Annotated in this window: 28 protein-coding genes; 12 read left to right on the top strand and 16 right to left on the bottom strand. The window is 66.9% G+C overall.

The features are described from left to right. Positions 1-17 precede the first annotated feature (17 nt). Positions 18-848 carry a MaoC/PaaZ C-terminal domain-containing protein gene (locus OHS03_RS06360; RefSeq protein WP_328661520.1) on the top strand — a complete coding sequence of 277 codons (831 nt, stop codon included), beginning with the start codon at positions 18-20 and terminating at the stop codon, positions 846-848. Between the two features lie 6 nt (positions 849-854). On the opposite strand, the gene OHS03_RS06355 is transcribed toward OHS03_RS06360, so the two are convergent. Beyond that, positions 855-1262: a helix-turn-helix domain-containing protein gene (locus tag OHS03_RS06355; RefSeq protein WP_328661519.1), complete on the bottom strand. Its 408-nt coding sequence runs from the start codon at positions 1260-1262 to the stop codon at positions 855-857. Between the two features lie 225 nt (positions 1263-1487). On the opposite strand from OHS03_RS06355, the gene OHS03_RS06350 reads away from it, so the two are divergent. Further along, positions 1488-2063: a TetR/AcrR family transcriptional regulator gene (locus tag OHS03_RS06350; protein WP_082844136.1), complete on the top strand. Its 576-nt coding sequence runs from the start codon at positions 1488-1490 to the stop codon at positions 2061-2063. Position 2064: 1 nt separating this feature from the next. Here OHS03_RS06350 and OHS03_RS06345 read toward each other — a convergent pair whose 3' ends face one another. Further along, positions 2065-3198 (bottom strand): helix-turn-helix transcriptional regulator, encoded by a 1134-nt coding sequence (locus tag OHS03_RS06345; RefSeq protein ID WP_328661517.1) that lies wholly within the window; start codon positions 3196-3198, stop codon positions 2065-2067. A gap of 87 nt (positions 3199-3285) precedes the next feature. Here OHS03_RS06345 and OHS03_RS06340 point away from each other — a divergent pair, with 87 nt between their 5' ends. Together OHS03_RS06340 and OHS03_RS06335 are read left to right on the top strand one after the other, a co-directional pair. Then, positions 3286-3756: a PNPOx family protein gene (locus tag OHS03_RS06340; protein ID WP_328661515.1), complete on the top strand. Its 471-nt coding sequence runs from the start codon at positions 3286-3288 to the stop codon at positions 3754-3756. Between the two features lie 8 nt (positions 3757-3764). After that, positions 3765-4562 carry an MBL fold metallo-hydrolase gene (locus OHS03_RS06335; protein WP_328661513.1) on the top strand — a complete coding sequence of 266 codons (798 nt, stop codon included), beginning with the start codon at positions 3765-3767 and terminating at the stop codon, positions 4560-4562. A 3-nt stretch (positions 4563-4565) separates the two neighbouring features. Here the strand turns inward: OHS03_RS06335 and OHS03_RS06330 are convergent, their stop codons facing one another. Then, positions 4566-5150 carry a TetR/AcrR family transcriptional regulator gene (locus OHS03_RS06330; protein WP_328661512.1) on the bottom strand — a complete coding sequence of 195 codons (585 nt, stop codon included), beginning with the start codon at positions 5148-5150 and terminating at the stop codon, positions 4566-4568. A gap of 105 nt (positions 5151-5255) precedes the next feature. On the opposite strand from OHS03_RS06330, the gene OHS03_RS06325 reads away from it, so the two are divergent. After that, positions 5256-6092, top strand: a complete 837-nt coding sequence (locus OHS03_RS06325; RefSeq protein ID WP_328661510.1) for an SDR family oxidoreductase — start codon at positions 5256-5258, stop codon at positions 6090-6092. A 4-nt stretch (positions 6093-6096) separates the two neighbouring features. Here OHS03_RS06325 and OHS03_RS06320 read toward each other — a convergent pair whose 3' ends face one another. Genes OHS03_RS06320 through OHS03_RS06300 form a run of 5 tightly spaced genes read right to left on the bottom strand, consistent with a single transcriptional unit; the run spans position 6097 to position 10147 of the window. Next, positions 6097-6579: a nitroreductase family deazaflavin-dependent oxidoreductase gene (locus OHS03_RS06320; RefSeq protein WP_407942504.1), complete on the bottom strand. Its 483-nt coding sequence runs from the start codon at positions 6577-6579 to the stop codon at positions 6097-6099. Between the two features lie 51 nt (positions 6580-6630). Then, positions 6631-7011 carry a carboxymuconolactone decarboxylase family protein gene (locus OHS03_RS06315; RefSeq protein ID WP_056823156.1) on the bottom strand — a complete coding sequence of 127 codons (381 nt, stop codon included), beginning with the start codon at positions 7009-7011 and terminating at the stop codon, positions 6631-6633. Next, positions 7008-7895, bottom strand: coding sequence for an NAD(P)-dependent oxidoreductase (locus OHS03_RS06310; protein ID WP_328661506.1), 888 nt, complete (start codon positions 7893-7895; stop codon positions 7008-7010). The genes OHS03_RS06315 and OHS03_RS06310 overlap by 4 nt, the downstream gene beginning before the upstream one ends. Then, the gene (locus tag OHS03_RS06305; protein WP_062988517.1) at positions 7892-8641 is read right to left on the bottom strand and encodes an SDR family oxidoreductase; all 750 of its coding nucleotides are present in this window, start codon (positions 8639-8641) and stop codon (positions 7892-7894) included. The genes OHS03_RS06310 and OHS03_RS06305 overlap by 4 nt, the downstream gene beginning before the upstream one ends. Before the next feature lie 36 nt (positions 8642-8677). Beyond that, positions 8678-10147 carry an aldehyde dehydrogenase gene (locus OHS03_RS06300; RefSeq protein WP_328661504.1) on the bottom strand — a complete coding sequence of 490 codons (1470 nt, stop codon included), beginning with the start codon at positions 10145-10147 and terminating at the stop codon, positions 8678-8680. Between the two features lie 117 nt (positions 10148-10264). On the opposite strand from OHS03_RS06300, the gene OHS03_RS06295 reads away from it, so the two are divergent. From OHS03_RS06295 to OHS03_RS06270, 6 genes are all read left to right on the top strand, one after another. After that, the gene (locus OHS03_RS06295) at positions 10265-10858 is read left to right on the top strand and encodes a TetR/AcrR family transcriptional regulator (protein WP_062988513.1); all 594 of its coding nucleotides are present in this window, start codon (positions 10265-10267) and stop codon (positions 10856-10858) included. Positions 10859-10965: 107 nt separating this feature from the next. Continuing rightward, entirely contained in the window at positions 10966-12318 is a 1353-nt protein-coding gene (gene cyp51, locus OHS03_RS06290; protein ID WP_063056482.1) for a lanosterol 14-alpha demethylase, read from the top strand. Between the two features lie 19 nt (positions 12319-12337). Continuing rightward, on the top strand, positions 12338-13597 hold the full coding sequence (locus OHS03_RS06285; RefSeq protein WP_328661502.1) for a cytochrome P450: 1260 nt from the start codon (positions 12338-12340) through the stop codon (positions 13595-13597). Next, complete coding sequence (locus OHS03_RS06280) at positions 13597-14841, top strand: glycosyltransferase family 4 protein (RefSeq protein ID WP_328661500.1); 1245 nt, start codon at positions 13597-13599, stop codon at positions 14839-14841. The genes OHS03_RS06285 and OHS03_RS06280 overlap by 1 nt, the downstream gene beginning before the upstream one ends. Positions 14842-14878: 37 nt before the next feature. Next, positions 14879-15610: a class I SAM-dependent methyltransferase gene (locus OHS03_RS06275; RefSeq protein ID WP_063005259.1), complete on the top strand. Its 732-nt coding sequence runs from the start codon at positions 14879-14881 to the stop codon at positions 15608-15610. Then, entirely contained in the window at positions 15600-16622 is a 1023-nt protein-coding gene (locus OHS03_RS06270) for a prenyltransferase/squalene oxidase repeat-containing protein (RefSeq protein WP_328661498.1), read from the top strand. Before OHS03_RS06275 ends, OHS03_RS06270 begins: the two co-directional genes overlap by 11 nt. A 3-nt stretch (positions 16623-16625) precedes the next feature. Here OHS03_RS06270 and OHS03_RS06265 read toward each other — a convergent pair whose 3' ends face one another. Continuing rightward, entirely contained in the window at positions 16626-17282 is a 657-nt protein-coding gene (locus OHS03_RS06265) for a class I SAM-dependent methyltransferase (protein ID WP_328661494.1), read from the bottom strand. 88 nt (positions 17283-17370) lie between these two features. Between OHS03_RS06265 and OHS03_RS06260 the strand changes: the two genes are divergently transcribed. Further along, the gene (locus OHS03_RS06260) at positions 17371-17517 is read left to right on the top strand and encodes a DUF1059 domain-containing protein (protein ID WP_063816260.1); all 147 of its coding nucleotides are present in this window, start codon (positions 17371-17373) and stop codon (positions 17515-17517) included. Positions 17518-17522: 5 nt separating this feature from the next. On the opposite strand, the gene OHS03_RS06255 is transcribed toward OHS03_RS06260, so the two are convergent. From OHS03_RS06255 to OHS03_RS06225, 7 genes are read right to left on the bottom strand one after another with little or no spacing between them, the layout of a single operon-like run. Continuing rightward, positions 17523-18098, bottom strand: coding sequence for a hypothetical protein (locus tag OHS03_RS06255; RefSeq protein ID WP_328661492.1), 576 nt, complete (start codon positions 18096-18098; stop codon positions 17523-17525). An 18-nt stretch (positions 18099-18116) separates the two neighbouring features. Continuing rightward, on the bottom strand, positions 18117-19073 hold the full coding sequence (locus tag OHS03_RS06250; protein WP_328661490.1) for an MlaD family protein: 957 nt from the start codon (positions 19071-19073) through the stop codon (positions 18117-18119). Then, entirely contained in the window at positions 19070-20134 is a 1065-nt protein-coding gene (locus OHS03_RS06245; protein ID WP_328661488.1) for an MlaD family protein, read from the bottom strand. Before OHS03_RS06245 ends, OHS03_RS06250 begins: the two co-directional genes overlap by 4 nt. Next, the gene (locus OHS03_RS06240; protein ID WP_328661486.1) at positions 20131-21237 is read right to left on the bottom strand and encodes an MlaD family protein; all 1107 of its coding nucleotides are present in this window, start codon (positions 21235-21237) and stop codon (positions 20131-20133) included. Before OHS03_RS06240 ends, OHS03_RS06245 begins: the two co-directional genes overlap by 4 nt. Then, entirely contained in the window at positions 21237-22241 is a 1005-nt protein-coding gene (locus tag OHS03_RS06235; RefSeq protein ID WP_328661484.1) for an MlaD family protein, read from the bottom strand. The genes OHS03_RS06240 and OHS03_RS06235 overlap by 1 nt, the downstream gene beginning before the upstream one ends. Then, positions 22229-23227: an MlaD family protein gene (locus OHS03_RS06230; protein WP_328661482.1), complete on the bottom strand. Its 999-nt coding sequence runs from the start codon at positions 23225-23227 to the stop codon at positions 22229-22231. Before OHS03_RS06230 ends, OHS03_RS06235 begins: the two co-directional genes overlap by 13 nt. Next, positions 23227-24270: an MlaD family protein gene (locus OHS03_RS06225; RefSeq protein ID WP_328661480.1), complete on the bottom strand. Its 1044-nt coding sequence runs from the start codon at positions 24268-24270 to the stop codon at positions 23227-23229. Before OHS03_RS06225 ends, OHS03_RS06230 begins: the two co-directional genes overlap by 1 nt. Positions 24271-24273 lie beyond the last annotated feature (3 nt).

The raw sequence follows: 24273 nt of genomic DNA, 5'->3' as shown, positions 1-24273 counted from the left end.
TCTTACTGAATGTGCGCATGACCCCGATACCAGCGCTTCTCGCCCAGATGGATATGTTCGATCGAGTCGCCCAGAGCTGTGACCTCAGCCGGATCACGCAGACCGACTACTCCCTCACCGTCGACAGACCGAACCTGGTGGGCGACTCGTTGCGCTTCGAGGTCGAGCTCGATGTGATCCGAAAGGTGTTCGGAGGCAACATGTTCGGAATCAAGTGTTCGGTCGTCGACCAGCGCGGCTATCAGATCGTCACCACACGCACATCATTCGCCGGCCGGTCGGAGGTGAACATCGCCACGTCGCACATATTCGACGGAGTGCGGATGCGGAACTTCCGCCATGGCATGTCGATTCCACGACAACACCACGCACCCGAGCATCCTGCGCCGCACCGTCGGGCAACAATCGCGAACCCGGACCGGAACATGGTGCCGTTCAGCGCGGTAGCCGTCGGCGACGAGCTTCCGTCGAGAACCGTCACCGTGAGGCTCGGCGATCTGGTCAACTACGCGGGCGTGGCGGGCGACCCGAACCCCATGCACTGGAACAACGCGGCGGCGGCATCGGTCGATCTGGAATCGCCTGTCGCACAGGGCATGCTGATGGTCGGTATAGGCGCCGGGTATGTGACCTCGTGGGCAGGCGATCCCGGCGTGGTCACCGAATACGCGGTGCGCCTGGCCAGCCCGGTCTACGTGCCCAACATCGGAGCCACGGTCGAGTACACGGGCAAAGTCAAGGCTGTCGATCCCGACCGCAAGACCGCGACGATCGCCATCACCGCGCAACAGAATGGCAAGAGGATCTTCGGACGAGCGGTAGCTGTGATCCAGTGCGCGGATCGATAGCCCGCATCAGCCGTCGAGGCAAACGTCGAGCAATCCGTCACTGACGCGAAGGCGCTCGGCCATCGTGACGAGGATGTCCATGGCCTCGCGCGACAATCCGACGGCACGCAGCAACAGTGCGCGCGGCTCGCCGAGTTCCAGCTCGCGGATGAGCCTGTGATCGTCGGCTTCCGGATGGTTCGCCGCGAGGAAGAAGTAATCGGGCGTGACCTGGAAATACTCGGCCAACGCCGCCACAGTTTTCGGGGACGGGTTGTCGCGATGCCCCGACCGCAGCTGTGACAAGTACGGTGCGGAGATGCGGTGACCGGCCGCCTGCAGCATGCGCGCCACGTGGCGGTTCGTGCATAGACGAACGTCCGGCTCGGATGGGTTGTCGAAGAGCTCATTGAGGCGGGCGGCGAAGTGCGTCACAGCGGTTCCTCGGCGTCATGGTGATCAAAAGACCATCATGAGAGGTGGACTGTGATTCCGGCAATAGTCCTAGCAAACTTGCGGACCTCATCACAGAAACTAGACAGGCAGTCTGTTCGGCTTGACGACCGCTGACGCAACAGTGCTCTGGGCTATGCAAAACTGCATAGAAGATGTCCCTGCCCGCATCGAGGTGCTCACGGCGCCGGTGAAGGAGGCCTGACGGTGGGAGCTCGTACCGATACGCGCCAGAAGATGCTGTGCGGTGCGATCGAACTCCTGGGCGAGCGCGGTGCGGCGGGCGTGACCGTCGACGCGGTGCTCGCGCGCAGTGGCGCTCCGCGCGGCTCGGTGTACCACCACTTTCCCGGCGGACGTGCCGAGATCATGACCGAATCACTCACTCTCGCAGGCGATACGATCAGCGCCCTCATCACCGCGGCAGCCGATCGCGGCGCCCTCGGAGTGCTGGCCGGGATTGCCGAATTCTGGACGGCGACCCTGCTGGCATCCGATTTCGAGGCGGGGTGCCCAGTGGTGTCGGTGGCGGTCGGCGGATCCCCCGAGGACCACCACTTGCAACCCGAAGTAGCCAACATCCTGCACCGTTGGCACGACACCCTGACCATCGCGATCACCGCGGAAGGCGTCGCACCGGCACGTGCGGCGCGCTTGGCCACGATGGCGATCGCCGGCGTGGAAGGGGCGGTGATCCTGTGCCGCGTCGACCGCTCCACTGCCCCGCTCGACGAGGTTGTCGAAGAGTTGCGCGTACTGCTCGCCACCGCCGTCGACAACTAGGTCAGTAGGTCGGCCATGGTCCGCCCCGGACCGGCTTGGTGGCGGTGACGCGGTGCTCGTTGTCCCGGAAGCGGGGTTCGTAGTGGGTGAAGAACACCTTGGCGACCAGGTCACGGCGGCTGCGGACGCCGGTCTTGTCGAAGATGGCCTTCAGATGCTGCTGCACGGTGTGCGCCGAGACGGTCATGTCCCGGGCGATCTGTGAGGTCGACGCGCCCTGGAGCACCAACCGGGTGACGTCGCGCTCGCGCTCGGTGAGCCCGTAGGCCGACATCAGCAGCGGGTAGATACGGCTGGGATGGGCGGGTTCGATGATCACCGCGACCCTGGTCTGCCCCGTCGAGGTCAGGCGGGCGCCGTGCAACACCACCCAGGTGCCCGACCTGGACAGCGCTCGCGAGACGAGCACCTCGTCGGGGCGGTCCTCGGCCGCATTGCGGAACGCACGGGCGGCGAGGGTGACCACCGCGCTCGGCAGCTTCTGACGATCCCAGTCACCGTCGGGCAGATCGGCTATCCAGCGCTGTACGCCCGCGCTGGCCGATTCGATCTCGTAGGCCGAATCGAGCACCAGCAGACCGGGTGAATCCGCGTATTCGGGTTCGTCGGCCTGCCCGATCAGCAGGGACCGGCGTACGCCGTCGGCCAGTGTCGGCGCCACAGTCGCCACGAACTCCTTCTCGGTGGGGTCGAACATCGCGGCACCGGGTTCGCGATAGAGCGCGAGCGCTCCCCATACCTCACCGGAGCGGGTGCGCAGGCGCGCGATCAATTCCTGGTCCCCACCCATTGTCATATTGCGTTGCCAGCGTTCACTGTTGGATGGGTCAGCGCCGAGGGTGTCGTGCAGGGTCGACAATCCGGTCGCCGACCTGACGACGTCGACGATGCCGTTGCGCTCCTCGCCGTACTCCGCGGCCAGCCACTGCGGCGGAAACTCGGTGAGGCCGAGATGGAAGTGACTTGTCATCAGCAACGACGCGGGATCGAGGGTGTACCAGCACGGCGTCCAGTAGTGCGGGACGGCGGTGGCCAGCACCTCCGTCGCCTGCTGCCACAGCGACACCAGATCGCGCGGCTCGCGGCACAGCAGTCCGATCTGGTCGGCGGCGCGTCGCATCGAATCCGTGCTCACCAGATCAACGGTAGGCCGTTGCCGGACCAGGGGAAATACCACGTTTGTGGAATATCGCTCGGACGGGAATGCTCCTAGCCTCGATATATGACGAATTCCGAAACCACGAATGTGCGACTCAGTCCGCCGCCGCCGGAATTGATGCGACTGATCAATCCTGTGGTTCGGCGCGTATTGGCGACCCGATGGCTCGGCAATCGCATCCGGCGGCAGGGAATGGTCGAGATCACCGGCCGTCGCACCGGTCGCAGTCTGCGGATCCCGGTCTGTCTGCATCGAGTCGGTGACGAGACGCTGATCTTCACCGAGCGGCCGTGGCGCCACAATCTGACCGGCGGCGCACCCGTCACGGTCACCCATCGCGGGCATATCCGTCACGGTCGCGCCGTGCTCGTCGATGCCGCGCCTTCGAAAGTCGGCGCCGCGATGCGCGCGGCAATGGACGACGGTGCCCGCCCGTTCGAGCTCGGGCTGAAGCTCACCCGTGGTTACGACCCGACCGCCGACGATCTCGCTGTCATCGCGCGCTCGATCATTCGAGTCGATTTCGAGGACTGAGGAACACCATGCGTATCAATCGAATCCAGCCCGACATCACTGTTCTCGCCGACGAATTGGAGGTTCCGGGTATCGGCCATCTACCGGTGAATGCCTACGTTCTGCACGCAGCGGAACCCGTCGTCGTCGATACCGGACTCAGCCTTCCCGACCGTGGATTCATGGCGGCGCTGAGTTCCGTCATCGATCCCGCCGACGTGGAATGGATATGGCTCACCCATCCTGATCGCGACCACACCGGATCGCTGTTCGACCTGCTCGACGCCGCCCCGAACGCCCGGCTGATCACGACATTCCTCGGCCTGGGCATCATGTCGTGTGCTCGACCGGTCCCGATGGATCGGGTGTACCTGCTGAATCCGGGGCAGTCCCTCGACGTCGGCGACCGGCTCCTCACCGCGTTCCGGCCACCGCTGTTCGACAACCCGAGCACCGTCGGGTTCTACGACGAACGCAGCGAATCATGTTTCACCTCGGACTGTTTCGGTGCTCCGATGCCGAGCGCCGAACTCGCGACCGCCGACGACGTGGGTTACGCACCGTCGGACGTGATTCGCGCGGCGCAGCATCTCTGGGCGGCGGTGGACAGTCCGTGGGTGCACGCCGTGGACGAGAGAAAATACCTTGCCACGGTGTCGGCTGTGCGCGCGTTCGACCCACGACGGATACTCAGCACCCACCTGCCGCCCGCACCCGGACGCACGTCGCAGTACTGGGACATGCTGGCCGAGGCGCCGCAGGCAGAACCGTTCGTGGGTCCTGATCAGGCTGCTCTCGAGCAGATGCTGGCGAGCTTCGAACCGTGAACGTCAGGCGGGGCGCAGGATCCTCAACGCGGCCCGCTCGATGCGGTCGGCGATTTCGGAGTACGACTCGTAGCCCATACCCGCCCGCACCAGCGCGCCGGCGTAGATCATCTCGAGCCATTCGATGACCTCGTTGTCGGCGTCGGGGCCGAGTGCGCGCGCGAGCCTGCCACGGATCTCGATGCCGATGCGGGTGCGCAGGTGTTCGACGTCGGGGTCCGAGCCCAGGAGTGCGCCGGTGACCGCGCCGGACAACTCCTGCTCTTCGGCCACCAGTAGCGCGATGTTGCGTAGCTCGGCCAGCACCCGCACCGTCGGGTCGGGATCCTCGTTCGCGGGCGAGCCCGAGGCCAGTAGGCGACGCCAGAAGATCTCGGCGACCAGGTGCTCCTTGGAGGAGAAGTAGGTGTACGCGGTCGCGGTGGCGACGCCCGCCTCTACGGCGACCAGCCGAATCGTCATGCCGGAGAAGCCATCGCGTGTCAGCACCACCAGCGCGGCCCTGGTCAATCGATCGACGGTATCGGCCTGCTTACCGGTCAATCGACGCCTGGTTGCTTCGAGACTGATGGAATCGCTTTCAGACATGCGTCCGGATGTTACTCGGCAGTTCCGATGCCTCGGTGAACCGCACCGCGTGGGCGGGTTGTCCGGGGTTGATTCGGAATGCGGTCCAGAATAGTATCTGGACACATGTCTGATGAACGAAACGCCAGGTCCGTCGTCGGTAAGGTAGTCGTTGTCACCGGCGGCGCCCGTGGCATCGGACGGGCGGTCGCGAGCACGCTCGTCGACGCCGGATCGGTCGTCGCCATCGGCGACATCGACGCGACCACGGTCGCCCGCACCGGAACAGAGATCGCCGCGACGGTGGCACTACACCTCGACGTCACCGCCCCGGCCTCGTTCGCGACCTTCCTCGCCGAGGTCGAGAAGACCTGCGGCCCTGTCGATGTGCTGATCAACAACGCGGGCATCATGCCGGTGGGCCGGTTCACCGAGGAGTCCGACGAGATCACCCGCCGGATTCTCGACATCAATGTCTACGGTGTCGCCCTCGGCACCAAACTCGTGCTGCCGTCGATGCTGGCTCGCGGTCGCGGCCACATCGTGAACATGGCCTCGATGGCGGGTGAGAACCCGACGCCGGGAATGGCCACCTACTGCGCGAGCAAACAGGCCGTGCTCAGCTTCACCGAAACCATGCGCCTCGAGCACCGCGGCACCGGCGTGCGGTTCTCGGCGGTCCTGCCGACGTTCACCAGGACCGAGATGATCACCGGAACCCGCGCGCCGCGCGCATTGCTCGCCGACCCCGCCGACGTCGCCACCGCGGTCGCCGCACTGATCGCCCGGCCACGACGACGCGTCTCGGTCACCCGCCTCGCGGGTGTGCTCGCCGCCTTCAACAAGCTGACCCCACGCCCGCTCGGCGAATTCATGGCACGCCGGTTGGGCGTGCACCGCACCTTCATCGATGTCGACCGCGATGCCCGTCGCGTCTACGACGACCGGCTCGCGACCGACTGACCGCTCAGGCGCCGGTGCGGGAGAGGATCACCACGGGGATCTCCCGCGCCGTCCACGACCGGTAGGCATCGAAATCGGCGTAGAGCTCGGTCAACCGCGGCCACAGCCGTTGCCGCTGTTCGGCATCGGCGACGCGGGCCAGGACCGGGTAGTGCTCGGCGCGGATCCGAACGTGCGCGTTCGGATCCGCGAGCAGATTCAGATACCACTGCGGGTGATTCGCCAGGCCGCCCTGTGAACCGACGATGACCAGATCCTGGCCGTCGACGAGGTAGAGCAGTGGCGCGGTGAAGATCTTGCCGGACTTGCGACCTCGATGTTCGAGCAGCAGGGTCGGCACCGGCTTGCGGAACCCGGCGCCGATCCGCCAGTTTCCGCCGACGCGCCCGTTGGTGCGGCGATAGATCCACGCCTGTGCGCGCGATCCGTATCGGATGATCCGCGTCGTCATCGGCGAGTTCAGCCCTTTCGGCTGATTCTTCGGCATACCCATCGACCGCACGCTACAGCGGTCGCGGACGGCCGCGTTCGGTGTGTGTCATTTCTTGCGCCGCTCCTGCGCGATCACCTTGCCGACGGTGCCGTCGAGTGTCGTCCCCGCCGGCCAGCCGACGTAGTGGCACAGGAACAGCGCGATCTCGCGCAGCTGTTCCTCGGACAACTCACCGTTGCGCAATGCGGCGCCGATCTGGATCTCGGCGATATCGAAACTGCCCTGCGCGGTGAGCGCGCCGAGCAGCAGCAGTCGCCGTTCACGCACGGTCAGTGCCGGCCGCGACCAGATGTCGGCGAACAGATGGTCGGCGGTGACGGCGAAATGGTCGCCGGGGCCGTCGGCGAATTCCCAGCCGTAGACCTCGCTCATCTTGGCCAGGCCACGCTGGCGGACGTCGGCGGGAGTTTCTCCATTGGTGGTCATGATGTCTCCTTGTCGAGCACAGGGTGGGCGACGCCGAGCCCCTCGGCCAGGCGTGCGATGGCGAGTTGGGCCAGTGGCAGGTCGACGTCGAGCCGGTCACCGAGTTCGAGCGCCAGCGACAGGTCCTTCTCGCCGAGATCGCGCACGTGGCCGAGGATGGGAAACCAGAAGTCGTCCGGCTCGATCGGCGCTGTGGTGTCGCGCAGCATGATCGCGCCCGGCCCGCCGGTCACCGCGTCGGAGTGCCGGACCACCTTGCCGAGCGCGGTGAGACTGATCCCGGCGGCCTCGGCGAGCCGCTGCGCCTCGGTGGTGGCGGTGAACGAGACGAAGTGGAGCAGGTTGCGCGCCAACTTCATTCGCGTGCCCGCTCCGACCGGACCGGCGTGCACGATCAGGTCGGCGAAGCACCCGAACGGCGCCCTGATCTGGTCCACCGCGGTGGCACTGCCGCCGACCATCACCGCGAGCCTGCCCTGGGTGGCGCCGGGCGCGCCGCCGCTGACGGGCGCGTCGACGAACTCGACCTCGTGCTCCGCGCAGCGGGCGGCCAGCTCCTGCGCGGTCCGGTCGCTGATGGTGGAGTGCACCGCGACGACCGTGCCCGGCGCCGCGGTGGAGAGGATGCCCGCCGGGCCGGTGAGGACCTCGGTCACCTGCGCGTCGTCGATGACGGTCACACAGATGATCCGCGCGTGCGCCGCGACCTGCGCTGGATCGGCGACCGAACGCGCACCCGCCGCGACGAACGCTTCGGTGACCTCGGCGCGGACATCACAGACCGTCAGCCCGCCCGGCCATTCCAGCAGCCGTCGCGCGATCGGCGCGCCCATATTGCCGAGGCCGATGAAACCGACCGGGGCACTGGTGGATTCGGTGGTCATCGGATGATCTGTCCGCCGTCGACATTGAGGATCTGGCCGGTGACCCAGCCCGCGTCGTCGGAGAGCAGGTACAGGCAAGCGCCCACCAGGTCCTGCGGGGTGCCCATTCGCTTGATCGGGATGCGCTTCACCATGTCCTTGACCATGTTTCCTGGCGTGACAGTCAGGGTGGCTTCGGTGTCGATCGGGCCGGGCGCGATGGCGTTCACCCTGATCTGCGAACCACCGAGCTCGGTGGCGAGCTGCTGGGTGAGGCCGTTGATGCCGACCTTGGCCAGCCCGTAGAAGCCCGAGTACAGCCAGGCGGCGGTCGAGGACTGGTTGACGATCGAGCCGCCGCCCGCCGCGACCATCGGCTGCCAGACCGCGCGCGTCACATTGAGCGCACCGTCGAAGTTCACGCCCATGAACTTCTTGTAGTAATCCCACGGCACGGTGAGCAGCAGATCGAGCTTCATCTCCCCGTAGATGGCCGCGTTGTTGACCAGATGGTTGATGGCGCCGAACTCGGCGACGGTGAATTCCGCCAGTGCGGCGGCGGATTCGGGATCGGCGACGTCGACGCGGCGGAAGGCCGCCGACCCGCCGTCGGCGACGATCTGCTTGGCCACCTCCTCACCGCGCTCGACATTGAGATCGGCGACAACGACATTGGCGCCCTCGGCGGCGAGCGCGGTGGCGTAGACCGCACCGATACCCTGTGCGGCGCCGGTGACGATCGCGGTACGACCAGTGAAACGTGCCATGGTTTTCAGCTCCTGAGTGTGGATGATTCGGTGAGGTCAGGCGGGGGTGGCGATCAGCTTGGTCTCGAGGTATTCCTCGAAACCGGCGACGCCCATCTCACGGCCGATGCCGGACTGCTTGTAGCCGCCGAACGGCGCGTCGGCGTGGTACCAGAGCCCGCCGTTGACGCTCAGGGTCCCGGTCCGCACCCCCGAGACCACGCGCTCGACCCGGTCCGGATCGGTGCCCCAGACCGAGCCCGACAGACCGTAGGGCGATTCGTTGGCGAGCCGGATCGCGTCGTCGTCGCCGTCGTGGGCGATCACGACGAGCACCGGCCCGAAGATCTCCTCCTGCGCGACGGTCGCGGAGTTGTCGAGCCCACTGATGAGGGTCGGTTCGATGTAGTACCCGCGCTCTTTGTCCGCGGGCCTGCCGCCACCGACTTCGATGTGCCCGCCTTCGGCGCGCGCGCTCTCGAGGTAGCGCTCCACCCGCGCTCGCTGCCGCTCGGAAATCAGTGGCCCGCAAACGGTTCCGGGCTTGTTCGGGTCGCCGGCCTTCAGGCCGCGCAGCGCACCAGCGGCCGCGCTGACCGCGGCGTCGTAGGACTCGCGCGGCACCAGCAGCCGGGTGGTGAGCGCACAGCCCTGGCCGGCGTGCACGGCGACCGTGAACGCGGTGTAGCTGGCCGCTGTCGCGATATCGGCGTCGTCGAGCACGACGGCGGCGGATTTGCCGCCCAGCTCGAGGAAGGTGCGCTTGAGCGTCGCCGACGCGCCGACCATCACCGAGCGACCCGTCTGGGTCGAGCCGGTGAAGGTGATCATGTCGACCCGCGGATCGAGGACCAACTGGGCGCCGATGCCGTGATCGGACGAGGTGACGATGTTGATCACGCCCGCCGGGATATCGGTGTGCTCGGCGATGAGCGGGCCGAGCACGGCCGCGCACCACGGAGTGTCCGGGGCGGGCTTGAGCACCAGGGTGTTGCCCGCGGCCAGAGCGGGCCCGATCTTGGCCAGATTGATCTGGTGCGGGAAATTCCACGGCGTGATGGCGCCGACGACACCGACGGCCTCGCGGCGGACGACCCGACGGCTGGAGATGCCCATCTGGTCCCTGGTGCCGAGATCGGTTTCCCAGACGTAGTTCTCGGCCAGGTCGGCGGCGAAGGACAGATCCGCGATCGGTCCCTCCAGCTGCGGCCCGCTGGTCAGCATGACCGGTGCGCCGACCTCGGCGATCGTGATCGCCCGTAGTTCCTCGAGGTTCGCGCCGAGTACGTCACGTAGTTGACGTAGGCAGTGCGCGCGGAACGCCGGATCGCGCGACCATTGTGTCTCGTCGAAAGCGGTCCGCGCCGCGGCGATGGCCGCGTCCATGTCGGCGCCCGAGGCGTCGGCGGCGTAGCCGAGCACCTCTTCAGTGGCGGGATTGATTGTCGCGAAGACACCGGAGCCACCCGGAATCAACTTGCCGCCGATCAACAGTGGTGTGCCGTCTGGGGGGACGAGGCCGTTCATAGCGAGGCTCCGATACGTGTCTGGACAGGTGTACGGAATATAGTTCGGTTTAATGACAAGACGCAAGACCATACAGTCCATTGGTCTGTACACCCGACTGTAGTAGTATCCGGACACATGTCCGAAATCGCGCCTACCGGCATCGAAGCAACGCGCCGACGCCTGACCGAGAAGCAGGCCGATACCGTGGACCGCCTGACTGTCGCCGCTGTCGACGTGCTGTCCCGCGAGGGCTACTCGGGGACGACGATCCGGCTCGTCGCCGCGGCGGCGGGCGTCGGCACCGCCACCGCGTACACGTACTTCTCCTCCAAGGAACACCTGATCTCGGAGGTGTTCTGGCGGCGACTGGTCGCCATGCCCCCGCTGGAGGCGGGCGATGCCGATGCGACCACGCGCGTGGTCGCCGTCCTTCGACAGGTCTCGATGCTGGTGGCCGACGAACCCGCACTGGCCGGGGCGGTCAGCAGCGCGCTGCTCGGCGACGATCCCGACGTGCACCACCTGCGAGTACGCATCGGCATGGAGATCCGCCACCGACTCGAGCAAGCGCTCAGCGCGAAAGATCCGGAACGTCTGGCCGCACTCGAACTGCTGTACTCGGGCGCACTCCTACAGGGCGGCATGGGCCTGCTGTCCTACGAGCAGGTCGCCGATCTGCTCGAAATGTGCGCGCGCCGATTGATGGTCGAGCCCGCCACCGACGACTGACGCGCCGGCTTCGGGCCGATCGAGCCTTGTCGCACGCTCGCCACCGTAGTACTGTCCAGACACATGTCCACCAAGTGTCTGGACAGTATTCCGGGAAGGACGTTCCAATGACGCTGGTCAAACCGCAGCGCGTATCCGGAGGCGAAGAGGAACACGGGCATCTCGCCGAGTTCCGCACCGACCCGATCGCGCTGATGCGGCGCGTGCGAGCCGAGTGCGGCGATGTCGGGGCCTTCGAACTCGCGGGACGCGATGTCGTCCTGTTGTCCGGCGCCGAAGCCAATGAATTCTTCTTCCGCGCCGGCGACGACGATCTCGATCAAGCCGCGGCCTACCCGTTCATGAAGCCGATCTTCGGCGAGGGCGTCGTCTTCGACGCACCACCGGAACGCCGCAAGGAAATGCTGCACAATTCGGCACTGCGCGCGGACCACATGCGTGGGCACGCGGGCACCATCGCTCACGAGGTGGACCAGATGGTCGCCCAGTGGGACGACGAAGGCGAGATCGACCTGCTCGAGTTCTTCGCCGAGCTGACCATCTACACCTCCTCCGCCTGTCTGATCGGCGTGAAGTTCCGCAATCAGCTCGACGGGCGCTTCGCGCACCTCTATCACGAACTCGAACAGGGCACCGACGCCCTGGCCTATGTCGATCCGTACGCGCCGATCGAGAGCTTCACCCGGCGCGACGCGGCGCGTGTCGCCCTGGTCGAGCTCGTGCAGGCGATCATGGATCAGCGGGAGGCGAACCCGCCCGAGGGCAAAGACGACCGCGACATGCTCGATGTCCTCATCTCGGTGAAGGACGAGAACGGGGCACTGCGGTTCTCGGCCAGCGAGATCACCGGCATCTTCATCTCGATGATGTTCGCGGGCCACCACACCACCTCGGGCACAGCGGCCTGGACGATCATCGAGCTGCTGCGGCATCCCGAGACGATGGCCGGTGTCGTCACCGAACTCGACAATCTGTACGCCGACGGCGCCGACGTCAGTCATCATGCGCTGCGCCAGATTCCGAATCTGGAGGCCGCGCTCAAGGAGTCGCTGCGGTTGCATCCGCCGCTGATCGTGCTCATGCGGGTGGCGCGCGCGGAGTTCGAGGTGTGCGGACATCAGATCGCACCGGGCGACATGGTCGCGGCCACACCCGCCGTCTCCAACCGGATTCCGGAGGACTTCCCCGACCCTGACGCCTTCGATCCCGCGCGCTACCTCGATCCGCGCCAGGAAGACATCCTCAACCGCTGGACCTGGATTCCGTTCGGCGCGGGCAAGCATCGCTGCGTCGGAGCTCCGTTCGCACTCATGCAGCTCAAGGCGATCTTCTCGATCCTGCTGCGGGACTGGGAGTTCGAACTCGCCCAGCCGTCCGACACCTACCGCAACGATCACTCGAAGATGGTGGTGCAGCTCGAGCAACCCTGCCGCGTCCGTTACCGCCGCAGGCAGCGCTGAGCGCGGGCGGAGAATCACTGTGACAGCGTCGTCCATTCCCAGCGGATTCGATTTCACCGATCCGGCCCTGTGGGAATCCCGCAACCCCGTCCAGGAATTCGCCGAGCTGCGCCGCACCGCCCCGGTCTGGTGGAACGCCCAGACCGACCCGCAGTCGGGCGGATTCCGCGACGGCGGCTACTGGGTGATCAGCAAGCACGAGGACATCAAGGAGATCTCGCGCAATCCCGAGCTGTTCTCCTCCCAGCGCAAGGGTTCGGTCATCCGGCTGCCCGGTGAGGTGACTCCCGAGCAGATCGAACTCACCGGCGCCCTGTTGCTGAATATGGATCCGCCCAAGCACACCAAGATCCGCCGCATCATCTCCAAGGGGTTCACGCCGCGCGCGGTCGAGGGGTTGCGCGCGGCGTTGACCGAACGGGCGGCGGCAATCGTGCACGCGGCGCGGGAGGCGGGCGGCGGTGACTTCGTCGAACAGGTGGCGTGTGAGCTTCCGCTGCAAGCCATCGCCGAACTGGTCGGTGTCCCCCAGCAGGACCGCCGCAAGCTGTTCGACTGGTCGAACCAGATGCTCAACTACGACGATCCGGAGTACGGCGACGCGACCACGACCGACGCCTCGTCGACAGCGGCGATGGAGATCCTCGGCTACGCCTGGAACATGGCCGAACAGCGGCGCGCCGAACCGGCCGACGACATCGTCAGCACACTGGTGCACGCCGATCTCGACGGGGAGGCGCTGGGCTCCGACGAGTTCGGATTCTTCGTGATCCTGCTGGCGGTGGCGGGCAACGAGACCACCCGCAACGCCATCACCCACGGCATGAAGGCGTTCATCGACAATCCGGATCAGTGGGAGCTCTACAAGCGGCAACGCCCACGGACCGCGATCGACGAGATCGTGCGGTGGGCGACCCCGGTGACGGTCTTCCAGCGCACCGCGACCGCCGACACCGAGCTCGGCGGGCAGCTCATCCGCGCTGGTGAACGCGTCGGATTGTTCTACAGCTCAGCTAATTTCGACGAGGAAGCCTTCGAGCGCCCGTTCAGCTTCGACATCCTGCGCGACCCCAATCCGCATCTGGCCTTCGGCGGCACCGGCACCCATTTCTGTGTCGGCGCCAACCTGGCCCGGCTCGAGATCGATCTGATCTTCAACGCCATCGCCGACGTGATGCCCGATCTGTCCCAGGTGTCGGAGCCGCAGCGGCTACGGTCTGGGTGGATCAACGGCATCAAACACTGGCAGGTCAGCTACGAGTCAGGAGAACGGGACTGATGAGGATCGCCCTGCTGTCCTACCGGAGCAAGCCGCACTGCGGCGGACAGGGAGTGTATGTCCGGTACCTGAGCCAGGGGCTCGTCGAGCTCGGCCACGAGGTCGAGGTGTTCTCCGGCCAGCCCTATCCCGAGGATCTCGATCCGCGGGTGCGTCTCACCGAGGTGCCGAGTCTGGACCTCTACCGCGACGAAGATCCCTTTCGCACACCGCATCCCCGTGAGATCCGCGATCGCATCGATCTGCTCGAGCTCGCCACCATGTGGACGGCGGGATTCCCTGAACCGCGCACGTTCAGCCTGCGCGCGGCCAGGCTGTTGGCTTCGCGCGCACAGGATTTCGATGTGGTGCACGACAATCAGTGCCTCGGCTACGGCCTGCTCGACATCGCCGAGCAGCTGCCGCTGGTGGCGACCGTGCACCATCCGATCACGCGCGACCGCGCGGTCGATCTGGCCGCGACGCCGTGGCGGCGCAAGCTGTTCGTGCGCCGCTGGTACGGCTTCCTCGGCATGCAACAGAAAGTCGCACAGCAGATTCCGGACCTGATCACGGTGTCGTCGTCTTCGGCCGCGGATATCGCCGAAGACTTCGGTGTGCGGCCGGGACAGTTGCATACCGTTCCCCTCGGCGTGGACACCGAGCTGTTCCGGCCACGCGAGACACCACGGGTGCGTGGGCGGATCGTCGCGGTCGCCAGCGCCGACAAACCGCTCAAGGGCATCGCACACCTGCTGAAAGCCGTGGCCCGGCTGCGCCATGCCTGCGATGTCGAGCTCCGGCTCGTCGCGAAGCTGGAACCGAACGGCCCCACCGAGAAGCTGATCGCCGAACTCGGCATCGCCGATATCGTCACCCCGGTCAGCGGAATGAGCGACGAGCAGTTGGCCGAACTGCTCGCCTCCGCCGAGCTCGCCTGCATTCCGTCGATGTACGAGGGGTTTTCGCTGCCCGCGGTCGAGGCTATGGCCAGCGGCACGCCACTGGTCGCCAGCCGAGCGGGCGCGCTGCCCGAGGTCGTCGGCGAGTGCGCCGAACTGGTCGAGCCGGGCGATGTGGACGCGCTGACGCGAGTGCTCGGCGAACTGCTCGCCGACCCCGCCCGGCGCGAGCTCCTCGGCGCGGCGGGTCGTATTCGCGTTCTCGAACTGTTCAGCTGGTCGGCCGTCGCCGCGCAGACGGTCGCGATCTACGACCAGGCGATCACCCGCCGCTCCCCCACCCCGCCGGGCACCGCCCGATGACGACACCGTCCGACCCTGTGCAGCACCTGGAGGCCTCATGTTGACCGTCGATTTCGACCGCTTGGGCGTCGGTCCCGGATCACGGGTGATCGACATCGGCTGCGGCGCTGGCAGACATTCCTTCGAGGCCTACCGCCGCGGAGCCGATATCGTCGCGTTCGACCAGAACGCCGCCGACCTGGCCGATGTAGACATCATGTTCGAGGCCATGGCCGCGGCCGGCGAGGCGCCGGAGTACGCCAAGGCCGAGACCGTGCGCGGCGACGCGCTCGATCTGCCCTACGGCAACGAGGAATTCGACGTGGTCATCGCCTCGGAGATCCTCGAGCACGTGCCGCAGGACACGCAGGCGATCGCCGAACTGGCACGGGTGGTCAAACCCGGCGGCACGCTGGCGGTCACGGTGCCGCGCTGGCTGCCCGAACGCATCTGCTGGGCGCTCTCGGACGAGTACCACGCCAACGAGGGCGGCCACGTGCGCATCTATCGCGCCGACGAGCTGCGCGACAAGATCACCGCGCGCGGTCTGCGCTACCACCACCAGGACTTCGCGCACGCGCTGCACGCACCCTTCTGGTGGCTCAAATGCGCTGTCGGCGTGCGCAATGACAAGCACCCACTGGTGAGCGCCTATCACCGCATGCTGGTGTGGGACATGATGTCGGCGCCCGCCGTGACGCGCACTGCCGAGCGTGTGTTGAATCCGCTGGTCGGCAAGTCCGTCGCGCTCTACTTCACGAAACCGGCGGTGCGCGGCGATGCCCGTTGAACTACCGACCCTTCCCGGGGTCCTCTCCGCGCGGAATATCCGGCAGACCGCCGAATCCATCGCCGCCGCACAGGAACCCGATGGCGCGATTCCCTGGTTCAGCGGCGGTCACACCGATCCGTGGGACCACATCGAGTCCGCGATGGCACTGACCGTGGCCGGCCTGTGGGACGAGGCCCGTGAGGCCTACATCTGGTCGGCGAAATCGCAACGCTCCGACGGCTCGTGGCCGATGCAGGTGCGCGCCGGCGTGATCGAGAATCACGACGCCGACACCAATTTCTGCGCCTACCTGGCCACCGGCGTCCTGCACGCCCTGTCGGTCACCGGCGATACCGGCTTCGCCGCCGAGCTGTGGCCGACGGTTCGCGCGGGCATCGACTTCGTGCTCGGCCTCCAGCTGGGCGCGCACGGCGAGATCCATTGGTCGGCAAACGAATCCGGGTCCTCCGGCGAAGCCTTGCTGACCGGCTGTTCCAGCATCTTCCACAGCCTCGGCTGTGCGGTGACGCTCGCCGAGCGGGTAGGCGATCCACGCCCGGACTGGGCGGCGGCCCGCGACCGGCTCGGCCACGCCCTGCGCCATCGTCCGGACGCCTTCCTGGACAAGAGCCGCTACTCCATGGACTGGTACTACCCCGTCCTCGGCGGCGCGGTGCGCGGCGTCGCGGCCACGGAGCTGATAGCTCGGCGCTGGAACGAATTCGTCGTCGGCGACCTCGGGATCCGCTGCGTCTCCGACGCACCGTGGGTCACCGGCGCGGAGACCTGTGAACTGGTGCTCGCCCTGGACGCCATCGGCGACACCGCTGCCGCCGCAACACTGTTCGCCAATATGCAGCATCTGCGCGAACTCGACGGTTCCTATTGGACCGGACTGGTTTTCACCGATGGCAAGCGCTGGCCGGAAGAACGCACCACGTGGACCGGGGCGGCTGTCGTGCTGGCCGCCGACGCCCTCAGCCGCACCACCGCGGGCAACGGCATCTTCCGCAACGCGCTCCCCCGCTGAGACTCAGCCGCAGGCGGCGGTGCGCTGCAAGATGCGCAGCGAACCGGTGACCGAGAGTTCGCTGAACTTGCCGCTGTCGAGTGCCCGGCGATAGATGTTGAACGGCGCGCGGCCGCCATCGGCGGGGTCGGGGAAGACGTCGTGGATGGCGAGCAGCCCGCCACCCGCCACCCAGGGCACCCAGTTGTCGTAGTCGCGCTGCGCGGCTTCCTCGGTGTGGCCGCCGTCGACGAACAGCATCCGCAGCGGGGTGCGCCAGATGCGCGCCGCGGCGGTGGACGAGCCGATGATCGCGGTCACCGTGTCGGTGAGCTCCGCCCGAATCATGGTGCGCCGGAACGTGGTCACGGTGTCGAAGACGCCGGTCTCCGGATCGACCAGGGCGGTGTCGTGGTACTCCCAGCCCGGCTGGTGCTCCTCGGAGCCGCGGTGGTGGTCGACGGTGAACACGGCTGCGCCGGTCTCGCGGGCGGCGGCGCCGAGATAGACGGTCGACTTGCCGCAATAGGTGCCGATCTCCATGATGATTCCGTCGCCCGCGTACGCGCGAGCGGCAGCGTAGAGCGCGTGCCCCTCGTCCGGCGGCATGAATCCGGTGACCTGTTCGGCGAGTGCGAACAGGTTGCTGGTACCGGCGGAGATTTCGTCCAGAGCTGCCATGCGAGCCACGCTAACATATGAACTGGAATACAATCCGGACTACTGTCCGGAAACCTGCTCGGATAGTCGGAACCAAAGGAGAACACCGATGAAGACTCGTCTGAACTGCCCCTGCGGCGTCGCCATCAAGGGCACCGACGAAGACGACCTGATCAAGCAGACCCAGGCGCACCTGGCCGAAAACCACCCCGGACACGACTACACCCCCGACGAGATCCTCTTCATCGCCTACTGAGTCGACTACTTGGTCGGCAGCGCGTTCTGCAGGCCACCCACCTCGGTGATCTGCCAGTCGGCATTGCGGTCGACAGTGAGCGAGTAGGTGACGGTGGTCCGCGTTCCGTCGGGTGTCTGGGCGCTGGTGGAGACCACATCGAGGTAGGCGTTGACCTTGTAGATGCCACCGCTTTCCGAGGTCACGGTCGCCGAGAGCGGGGTCGCCTTCGACGTCCACTGCAGCGGCAGCAGGATCTGCTCCAATTGCGGTGCGGTGGCGTCGAATTTCGCGGCCAGTTGCGGGGTGGTGCCGGTTCGCAGCCGGGTGAACCACGCCCGCACGTCGCGGTAGTCGATGGTGGACGCGCCGACCCCGTAGTCCGAGGCGATCTGTTCGACGTGCCGGGCGTCGGCGTCGCGTGCGTCGCGATCGGCGATCGTCGCCTCGGCCGAGAAGTACAGCGACGCGAAGGTGACCACCGCGGCGACGAGGACCGCGATCGTGGCGGTGCTCAGCACGGTCGACAGTCGCAGGGAAACGGTGCGCGGCGGCTGCTCGGCGGCCTCGGTGGTGGTGGCTTCTTCGGTCGCTGTGCTCATGGTCCGTCCTTCGTTCGACTACTTGACGCCGATGCGCAATTGCACTGTGCCGTCGGCGTCCACGCTCTGCAGGGCTTGCTCGATCAGGGTGCTGATGTCGATGGCGGGTGTGCGGTTCACCGCATCGGTGACCACCGGACCCAGCACCTGTCCCAGCGGGGCGATGCTGGGCCCGATCTCGTTGATCAGGGTGGTGAGCTCGGCCAGGAACGGCACGAGGCCGTCGCCGGTGAAGTACGAGGGCACCGGGCGGCTCTCGACGAGCTCCGATCCCGATTCGACGATCGCGTTCAGCGTCACGCCGAACTCGCCGAACAGTGGACCCGCCGTGCCGAGTGAGGGCCCGAGCCATTCCATGTTGCCGCCGAGGGCTTGCACATCGGCGAACAGTTGCCGAACGCCCTCGGTGCGGCTGAGCAGAGTGGCCGCGAGCAGGGTCGATGACCGCTGCAGGGTCTGCATCGCCGTGTCCGTCCCGGCGAGCGCCCGGTCGAAGGTGTCGACCAGGTTCGCGATCGCCTCGGGATGGATCTGCTCGAGCAACTCGACCAGTCGGGCCGACAGTGCCGTGATGGTCATCGGCAGGTGGATCCGGTCGGCCGCGACGACTTGGCCGTCCTCGAGATACGGGCCTGCACCCGTTTGCGGCGCGAAGGCGATATACGGCTCGCCGAGGGCCGAGAGCTGCTCGATCCGCACGTTGCTGGACACCGGGATTCGGTAGCGGCTGTCGATCCGCAGCCGAACGAGCACCCCACCCGCCTGCTTGCGCACCGACTCGGTGCGCCCGACCTGCACACCGGCGAGCAGGACAGGCGAATTCGGCGCGAGCCCGCCCGAGTTGTCCAGCCGCATGTCGGCGGTGATGTAGCTCAGTCGCGGGTCCAGCCGCAGCACCCCGAGCGACATGTACCCGACACCGAAGACCAGGACCGCCGCGATCGCGGAGAGCGACACTGTCGCACGGACATTCATCGTAGGAGTCCGATCATCCGCAGGGTGTCGACGATGCGGGCGGTGTGATCGTCGGCAGTGCTCGGGCCGGTCGACGGCCCGAGGGTGACATCGACCAGGTCGACCTTCGGGCCGTGGGTGGCGAAGGGAACGAGATCGGTGTTGATCAGGTCGATGAGCGCCTTCATGTTCGACGGTGAATCGGCGTCGAGCGGGCGGCTGCCCAGCAGCATGGGAACCAGGGCGCGGGTGGTGTCGTCCAGGGAGGACAGCAGGGGGCCGAGCCACTGCGCGCTCGGTGCGACCGGGCCGAGCGCGGTCAGCACGAAGATGACCCGGATCTGCGCGTTCACCGCATCGGTGGTGTGTTGGACACCGTAGGGGGTGAGCAGTTCGTCGAGAATCGGCAGGTTCTGCTGCATGCCCTCCTCGACCGTGGCCTCCAAGCCGTCGAGCAAGGCGTCGACCGAGTGCAGGTGGTCGCCGAGGTCGGTGATGTCGGCGCCGAGAAGGCCTGCGAGACGGGCGGTGTCGCGCGGATCGTCGGGGAACACACCGTTCATGGTGCGCACGATGGATTGGAAGTCGGTCACCGCGCCGCTGCCGATGAAGGTGGACAGCCCGGCCAGGATGTCCTCGATCGGGGGTGACTGGGTCGTATCCGCCAGTGGGATGGTCGCGCCCGCCGTCAGCTCGCCGGTCCTCGCGGGCACCGGTTCGGTCAGCGCGATGTGGACGTCGCCGAGCGGAGTCTCCTGGCGGAGTTCGGCGGTAGTGCCGACCGAGAGCCGAACCGACTGCGCGATGGCGACGTCGGCGATGGCGTAGCCCGGCACGGCCCTACGGTCCGGTGTGGCGGCGACCGGATCGACGAGGGTGACCCCGGTGAGTATGCCGACCCGGACACCGGCCGCGATCACCTTGGCGCCCTGCGGGAGATTGAGCACATCGGCGAACTCGATCCGCAGCTGATACGTCGGTCCGTCGACGCCCGAACCCGGTACCGGCAGGTCGGCGGGCTGGAAGCCGCAGCCGGTGGCGGCGAGCAACACCGTGAACAGGAGCAGGGCAAGGCGTTTCATCGTGCGCTCACCGCTCCGAGCAGCAGGGGCAGGGCAGGAATCGTCATCGCACCGCTTTCGGTCGACTGGCAGGGCTGTCCGGTAATGACCTGCACGGCCGCACAGACCTGGGTCGTGTCTTGCTGGGCGAGTACGAGTTTCGGTGGTGCGTAGCCGATGGTCAGTGCTCCGCCGGCCGGGTCGACGGCGCCGGCGAAGCCGCTCGCGACGGCCGGGGCCATGGCGATGACATCGGCGAGCGAGCCGACGCCCGCCGCGATCATGCGCGAAAGATCCGGCACGGAATTCAACGCACGCAGCGCGGGCGACCCGAACATCACGATCACGTCGTTGAGCTGGGGCAGCAGGTCGGCGAGCGCGGCGACGATCTCGATGATCGGCGGGAACGCGATGGTGACGATGTCGTTGAAGGTCTGCGGCAGCCCGCTCACCGTGGTCTCCACCTGCGACCAGCCGCCGCGGGCTCGGTGGGCGAGCTCGGTGAGCGCGTCGAGCAGTTGCCCGATGTGGCCGATCGCCGCGTCGGGTGCGACCAGCGCTCTGCTCAACGCGGCAATGATCTCGTTGATCTGATCACCGGTCCCCGCTGTCGCGCGATCGAGCGCATCGACTCCGGCCCCGACGGCGGTGCGCTGCTGACCGGTTTCGCCCGCACCGTTGAGCTGGTCGGCGAGCCCGGCGAGCGCGTCGAAGGTCTGCGTCAGGCTTTTGGGAGTCAGCGTCTTGGTGATGCAGGCGCTCGAATTCCAGCCCGGCCCAGCGGGTTCGGCCCCGATCAGGGCCAGCCGCCGGTCGGCGATCAAGGTGTCGCTGACGGTCACCGCTCCGACATCGGTCGGCAGCTTGCGATCGGCGCGGACGGTGAATTCGACGCGCGCCACCGCACCCTCGATGCTGATCTCGGTGACGCTCCCGACCTGCACCCCCATGACCGTGACCGCGCTGCCTTCATACAGCCCGATACTGTCCGGCATGTCGGCGCAGTAGCTACGCATCGGCGGATTCGGCGAGCTCAGCCGCAGGCCGATCGCACCGGCCAGGACCAGCACCACGACGACCACGGCCGACATCAGCCCGCGCGATCCCAGGATCTTGTTCAGCATCAACAACCACCTCCCGGCAGCGGCACGCACACGGCGGGAAGTTGGATGGTCGCGCCGGACTGGTCGACACTCACCCCACCTCCCGCGGGCATCAGCGGGAGCAGCCGCTGTTCGAACGCGCGCACGGCATCCAGCAGAGCGCCCAGGCGCCCGCCGAGCTGCTCGAGCGCGGGGATGGCATCGGCGAGCGGCTGGGCGCGCTCTTTGATCGACGCATCCCACGCCCGTCCGAGCGGCGTGAGGTCTTGCAGGATCACTGCCAGGTCGTACAGGGATTCGGCAACCTGCACCTTGTTGGTCTGGATGATCTGTTCGAGCGTGCCGAGGGTGATGATCAGATCCGCCAGCACATCGGCGTTCGCGTCGAGCGCGGTCAGGTATTCGTCGGCGATGGACAGGGCACGGGAGATGTCGGCGTTCTGCTCGTCCAGGATCGCGACCACGTCACCGGCGGCGCGCACCGTCGACCGCACGGCGTCCGGGCTCTTGTCGATCGCGGTGGACAGTGCGGCGAGGTCTTGGCGGAAGACGCTCCCGTCGATCCGGCGGACGGGCTCCACCGCGTCCTGGAATGCCTTGGTCAGGTTGTAGGGCACGATGACTCGCTCCATCGGGATCACCGCGGCGCCGAGCGGTTTCGTGCCGGCGGGCAGGACGGCCAGGTAGTAGCCGCCGACGAAGGTGAGCATCCGGATGTCGAGGGTGGTCTGATCACCGAGGAACGCGTCCTCGGTGACGGTGAATTCCATCCTGACCCGATCGGGCAGCAGGGTCAGCGCGGTCACCTTCCCGACGGGTATCCCCGCGAGCCGCACGTCGTCGCCGGTGCGGACCGAGCCCGCCTGGGCCATCTCGGCGGAATACGTACGCTCGGCGGTTGTTCCGGTGACATAGACCGCGCCGATCGCGACCAGCAAGAGCACGGCGGCGCACATTCCCGCTATCCCCCAGCGTAATTCGCCCGCTCGCGGATCGGCGTCGCGTCCGCGCGCTATCGGTGACACAGCACGATCCCCTGTCCGGCGATGAGTACTTGCAGAGGTTGGGGCGCCGTGGCAGCACCGCGCGAGCAAATGAGGTCGGGCCCGGTGGGCGGAATGGCCTGTGTCATTGCTTGAATGAGGCCGGGCATGCTCTCGAATGCGGCCACCGCGTCATACGGATCAGGGAAGGCTCTGCGCAGCGCTAGATCGAGGTCCCCGTCGGGCTCCCCGGTGACTCCGAAAACGGTAAGCATGCTCCGAAGTGGTTGCAGTACACCGGGTATGCCGTTCGCGAAGTCGACGAGTCCGGGCAGCTTCTCGGTGATGGTGATGAACAGGTTGGTCAGATTGGTCAGCAGGGTCATCGCATTGCCGGACTTCCCCCCGAGATGATCGGCCACCTGGGCGAGGTTGCCCACCAGCGTCGACAGCACCGCCTGCCGATCGGAGGCATAACGGCTGAGCTTGTCGATGGCGCCCAGCGCCTGCCCGACACCGGTCCCGTCGCCCTGGACCACCGCGAGAATGCTGGTCGCGAACTGGTTGAGATCATCGGGTGAGAGTTCGGCCAGCACCGGCTGTAGTCCTTTGAACAGTCGGGTGATGTCGAAGTCGGGTACCGTCTCCGCGGTACCGAAGACGGATGCCGGATCACGCTGTCCCGCAGGCTGTTCAGGCTGCTCGACGTCCAGATACCGGAAGCCGGTGAGGTTCTGGTAGCGGATGGCGATGACGGTGTTGGTGAACACCGGCCGATCCCTGCTGACGATAAAAGTCACGCGAGCGAGCGCGCCGTCGAGTTCGACCGCACGCACCTTGCCGACCTGAACGCCGTAGAGGCGCACGTCGTCGCCGGCCCGCAGGCCGTTCGCATCGGTGAACAGCGCTGTGTAGGTGTCGGTTTCGCCGTCGATCGGTCGCTCGATCACGCGCAGGACGCCCACCAGTACCAGACCCATCAGCAGGACCGCGGCGGCTACGCGCACCAGCAGGGAACGTGTCGTCATCAGCGCACGCCCCCGAGGATCGAGGCCAGCGGTGTCGCCAGACCGGGCACCACATCCAGTTCGACCCCGGCAGTGAGCACCGGGCCGTCGGGTGTGTCGCGAAAGGCGGCGTCGAGGCGAGTGAGTAGTTCGCTCAGCTGCTGCGCCGAACGGTGCGGGTCGCTGACCGATGCGGAAAGGCGGTCGAGGACAAGGCTGATCATGGGCAGGATTCCACCGAAATACTGTTGGGACGTGCTGAGCAGTTGGGTCACCGTCGGCAGCAGTTGGTATTGGATGCCTTCGAACATCTGGCCGAAGCGTTGGAGTTGGTCGGGTACCGCCAGGTACTTGTTCGTGTACTCCGCGTTCAGCAGCGTCAATCCGCCGGTCAGCATCGGCGGCAGCCCGGTCAGCGCCGAACCGAACTGTTCGAACAGCATCGACGGCGGGAGCTGCCGGGTCTCGGCATAGGAGCGGGCGGTCGTGCCGATCGCCTGCAGCAGCGGCGTGAAGGCCGTGAGGTCGCGCGAGATCGTGCTGAGCAGTTCGACGAGTTTCGGTGTCAGCACCTCGTCGGTGAGCTGTCCCGTCGAGTTCAGCAAGGCCGAGAGCGTGGCGTCGTGGACTCGATCAGCGTCGCGGTCGGTCAGATCGACCGTCGAGCCGTCGACCAGCTCCGCACCGCCCGCTGTCGAATGCAGCTCGATGGCGCTGATGCCGAAGAGGTTTCCCGGCGCGTAGTCGACGGTCAGCGCGTTCGTCAGGCCGAACAGCTGAGAACCACTCAGCATCAGCTCGATTCGCTGCTCGCCGCGGCCGGCGAAGTCGATCGCGGCGACCGAGCCGACGCGCACGCCGTCGAGCCGGACATCGGTGCCCTCCCCGACACCCTCGCCGACCTGGCCGACCAGCAGTGCGACCTGGATCTGGTCGTCGGGCTCACTGTCGGGCACCACCCGCCAGACGAGCACGCCCACCAGCGTGAGCACGACGGCGAGGGTGCCGAGAATGCGGGCACGCAGTGGCCCGACTTCGGTACCCGGCAGAGCATAGGCAGGCATGGC

The organism is Nocardia salmonicida (genome assembly GCF_036142455.1).
GTDB lineage: Bacteria > Actinomycetota > Actinomycetes > Mycobacteriales > Mycobacteriaceae > Nocardia > Nocardia salmonicida.
The sequence above is the reverse complement of the archived record's forward strand: the minus strand, read 5'-3'. Positions and strand labels throughout refer to the sequence as shown.

Excerpts from the sequence above, each read along its gene's own strand:
- OHS03_RS06360 (WP_328661520.1), top strand. The coding sequence starts at position 18 with ATGACCCCGATACCAGCGCTTCTCGCCCAGATGGATATGTTCGATCGA.
- OHS03_RS06340 (WP_328661515.1), top strand. The coding sequence starts at position 3,286 with ATGACGAATTCCGAAACCACGAATGTGCGACTCAGTCCGCCGCCGCCG.
- OHS03_RS06335 (WP_328661513.1), top strand. The coding sequence starts at position 3,765 with ATGCGTATCAATCGAATCCAGCCCGACATCACTGTTCTCGCCGACGAA.
- OHS03_RS06330 (WP_328661512.1), bottom strand. The coding sequence starts at position 5,150 with ATGTCTGAAAGCGATTCCATCAGTCTCGAAGCAACCAGGCGTCGATTG.
- OHS03_RS06325 (WP_328661510.1), top strand. The coding sequence starts at position 5,256 with ATGTCTGATGAACGAAACGCCAGGTCCGTCGTCGGTAAGGTAGTCGTT.
- OHS03_RS06320 (WP_407942504.1), bottom strand. The coding sequence starts at position 6,579 with ATGCCGAAGAATCAGCCGAAAGGGCTGAACTCGCCGATGACGACGCGG.
- OHS03_RS06315 (WP_056823156.1), bottom strand. The coding sequence starts at position 7,011 with ATGACCACCAATGGAGAAACTCCCGCCGACGTCCGCCAGCGTGGCCTG.
- OHS03_RS06310 (WP_328661506.1), bottom strand. The coding sequence starts at position 7,895 with ATGACCACCGAATCCACCAGTGCCCCGGTCGGTTTCATCGGCCTCGGC.
- OHS03_RS06305 (WP_062988517.1), bottom strand. The coding sequence starts at position 8,641 with ATGGCACGTTTCACTGGTCGTACCGCGATCGTCACCGGCGCCGCACAG.
- OHS03_RS06300 (WP_328661504.1), bottom strand. The coding sequence starts at position 10,147 with ATGAACGGCCTCGTCCCCCCAGACGGCACACCACTGTTGATCGGCGGC.
- OHS03_RS06295 (WP_062988513.1), top strand. The coding sequence starts at position 10,265 with ATGTCCGAAATCGCGCCTACCGGCATCGAAGCAACGCGCCGACGCCTG.
- cyp51 (WP_063056482.1), top strand. The coding sequence starts at position 10,966 with ATGACGCTGGTCAAACCGCAGCGCGTATCCGGAGGCGAAGAGGAACAC.
- OHS03_RS06280 (WP_328661500.1), top strand. The coding sequence starts at position 13,597 with ATGAGGATCGCCCTGCTGTCCTACCGGAGCAAGCCGCACTGCGGCGGA.
- OHS03_RS06275 (WP_063005259.1), top strand. The coding sequence starts at position 14,879 with ATGTTGACCGTCGATTTCGACCGCTTGGGCGTCGGTCCCGGATCACGG.
- OHS03_RS06270 (WP_328661498.1), top strand. The coding sequence starts at position 15,600 with ATGCCCGTTGAACTACCGACCCTTCCCGGGGTCCTCTCCGCGCGGAAT.
- OHS03_RS06265 (WP_328661494.1), bottom strand. The coding sequence starts at position 17,282 with ATGGCAGCTCTGGACGAAATCTCCGCCGGTACCAGCAACCTGTTCGCA.
- OHS03_RS06260 (WP_063816260.1), top strand. The coding sequence starts at position 17,371 with ATGAAGACTCGTCTGAACTGCCCCTGCGGCGTCGCCATCAAGGGCACC.
- OHS03_RS06255 (WP_328661492.1), bottom strand. The coding sequence starts at position 18,098 with ATGAGCACAGCGACCGAAGAAGCCACCACCACCGAGGCCGCCGAGCAG.
- OHS03_RS06250 (WP_328661490.1), bottom strand. The coding sequence starts at position 19,073 with ATGAATGTCCGTGCGACAGTGTCGCTCTCCGCGATCGCGGCGGTCCTG.
- OHS03_RS06245 (WP_328661488.1), bottom strand. The coding sequence starts at position 20,134 with ATGAAACGCCTTGCCCTGCTCCTGTTCACGGTGTTGCTCGCCGCCACC.
- OHS03_RS06240 (WP_328661486.1), bottom strand. The coding sequence starts at position 21,237 with ATGCTGAACAAGATCCTGGGATCGCGCGGGCTGATGTCGGCCGTGGTC.
- OHS03_RS06230 (WP_328661482.1), bottom strand. The coding sequence starts at position 23,227 with ATGACGACACGTTCCCTGCTGGTGCGCGTAGCCGCCGCGGTCCTGCTG.
- OHS03_RS06225 (WP_328661480.1), bottom strand. The coding sequence starts at position 24,270 with ATGCCTGCCTATGCTCTGCCGGGTACCGAAGTCGGGCCACTGCGTGCC.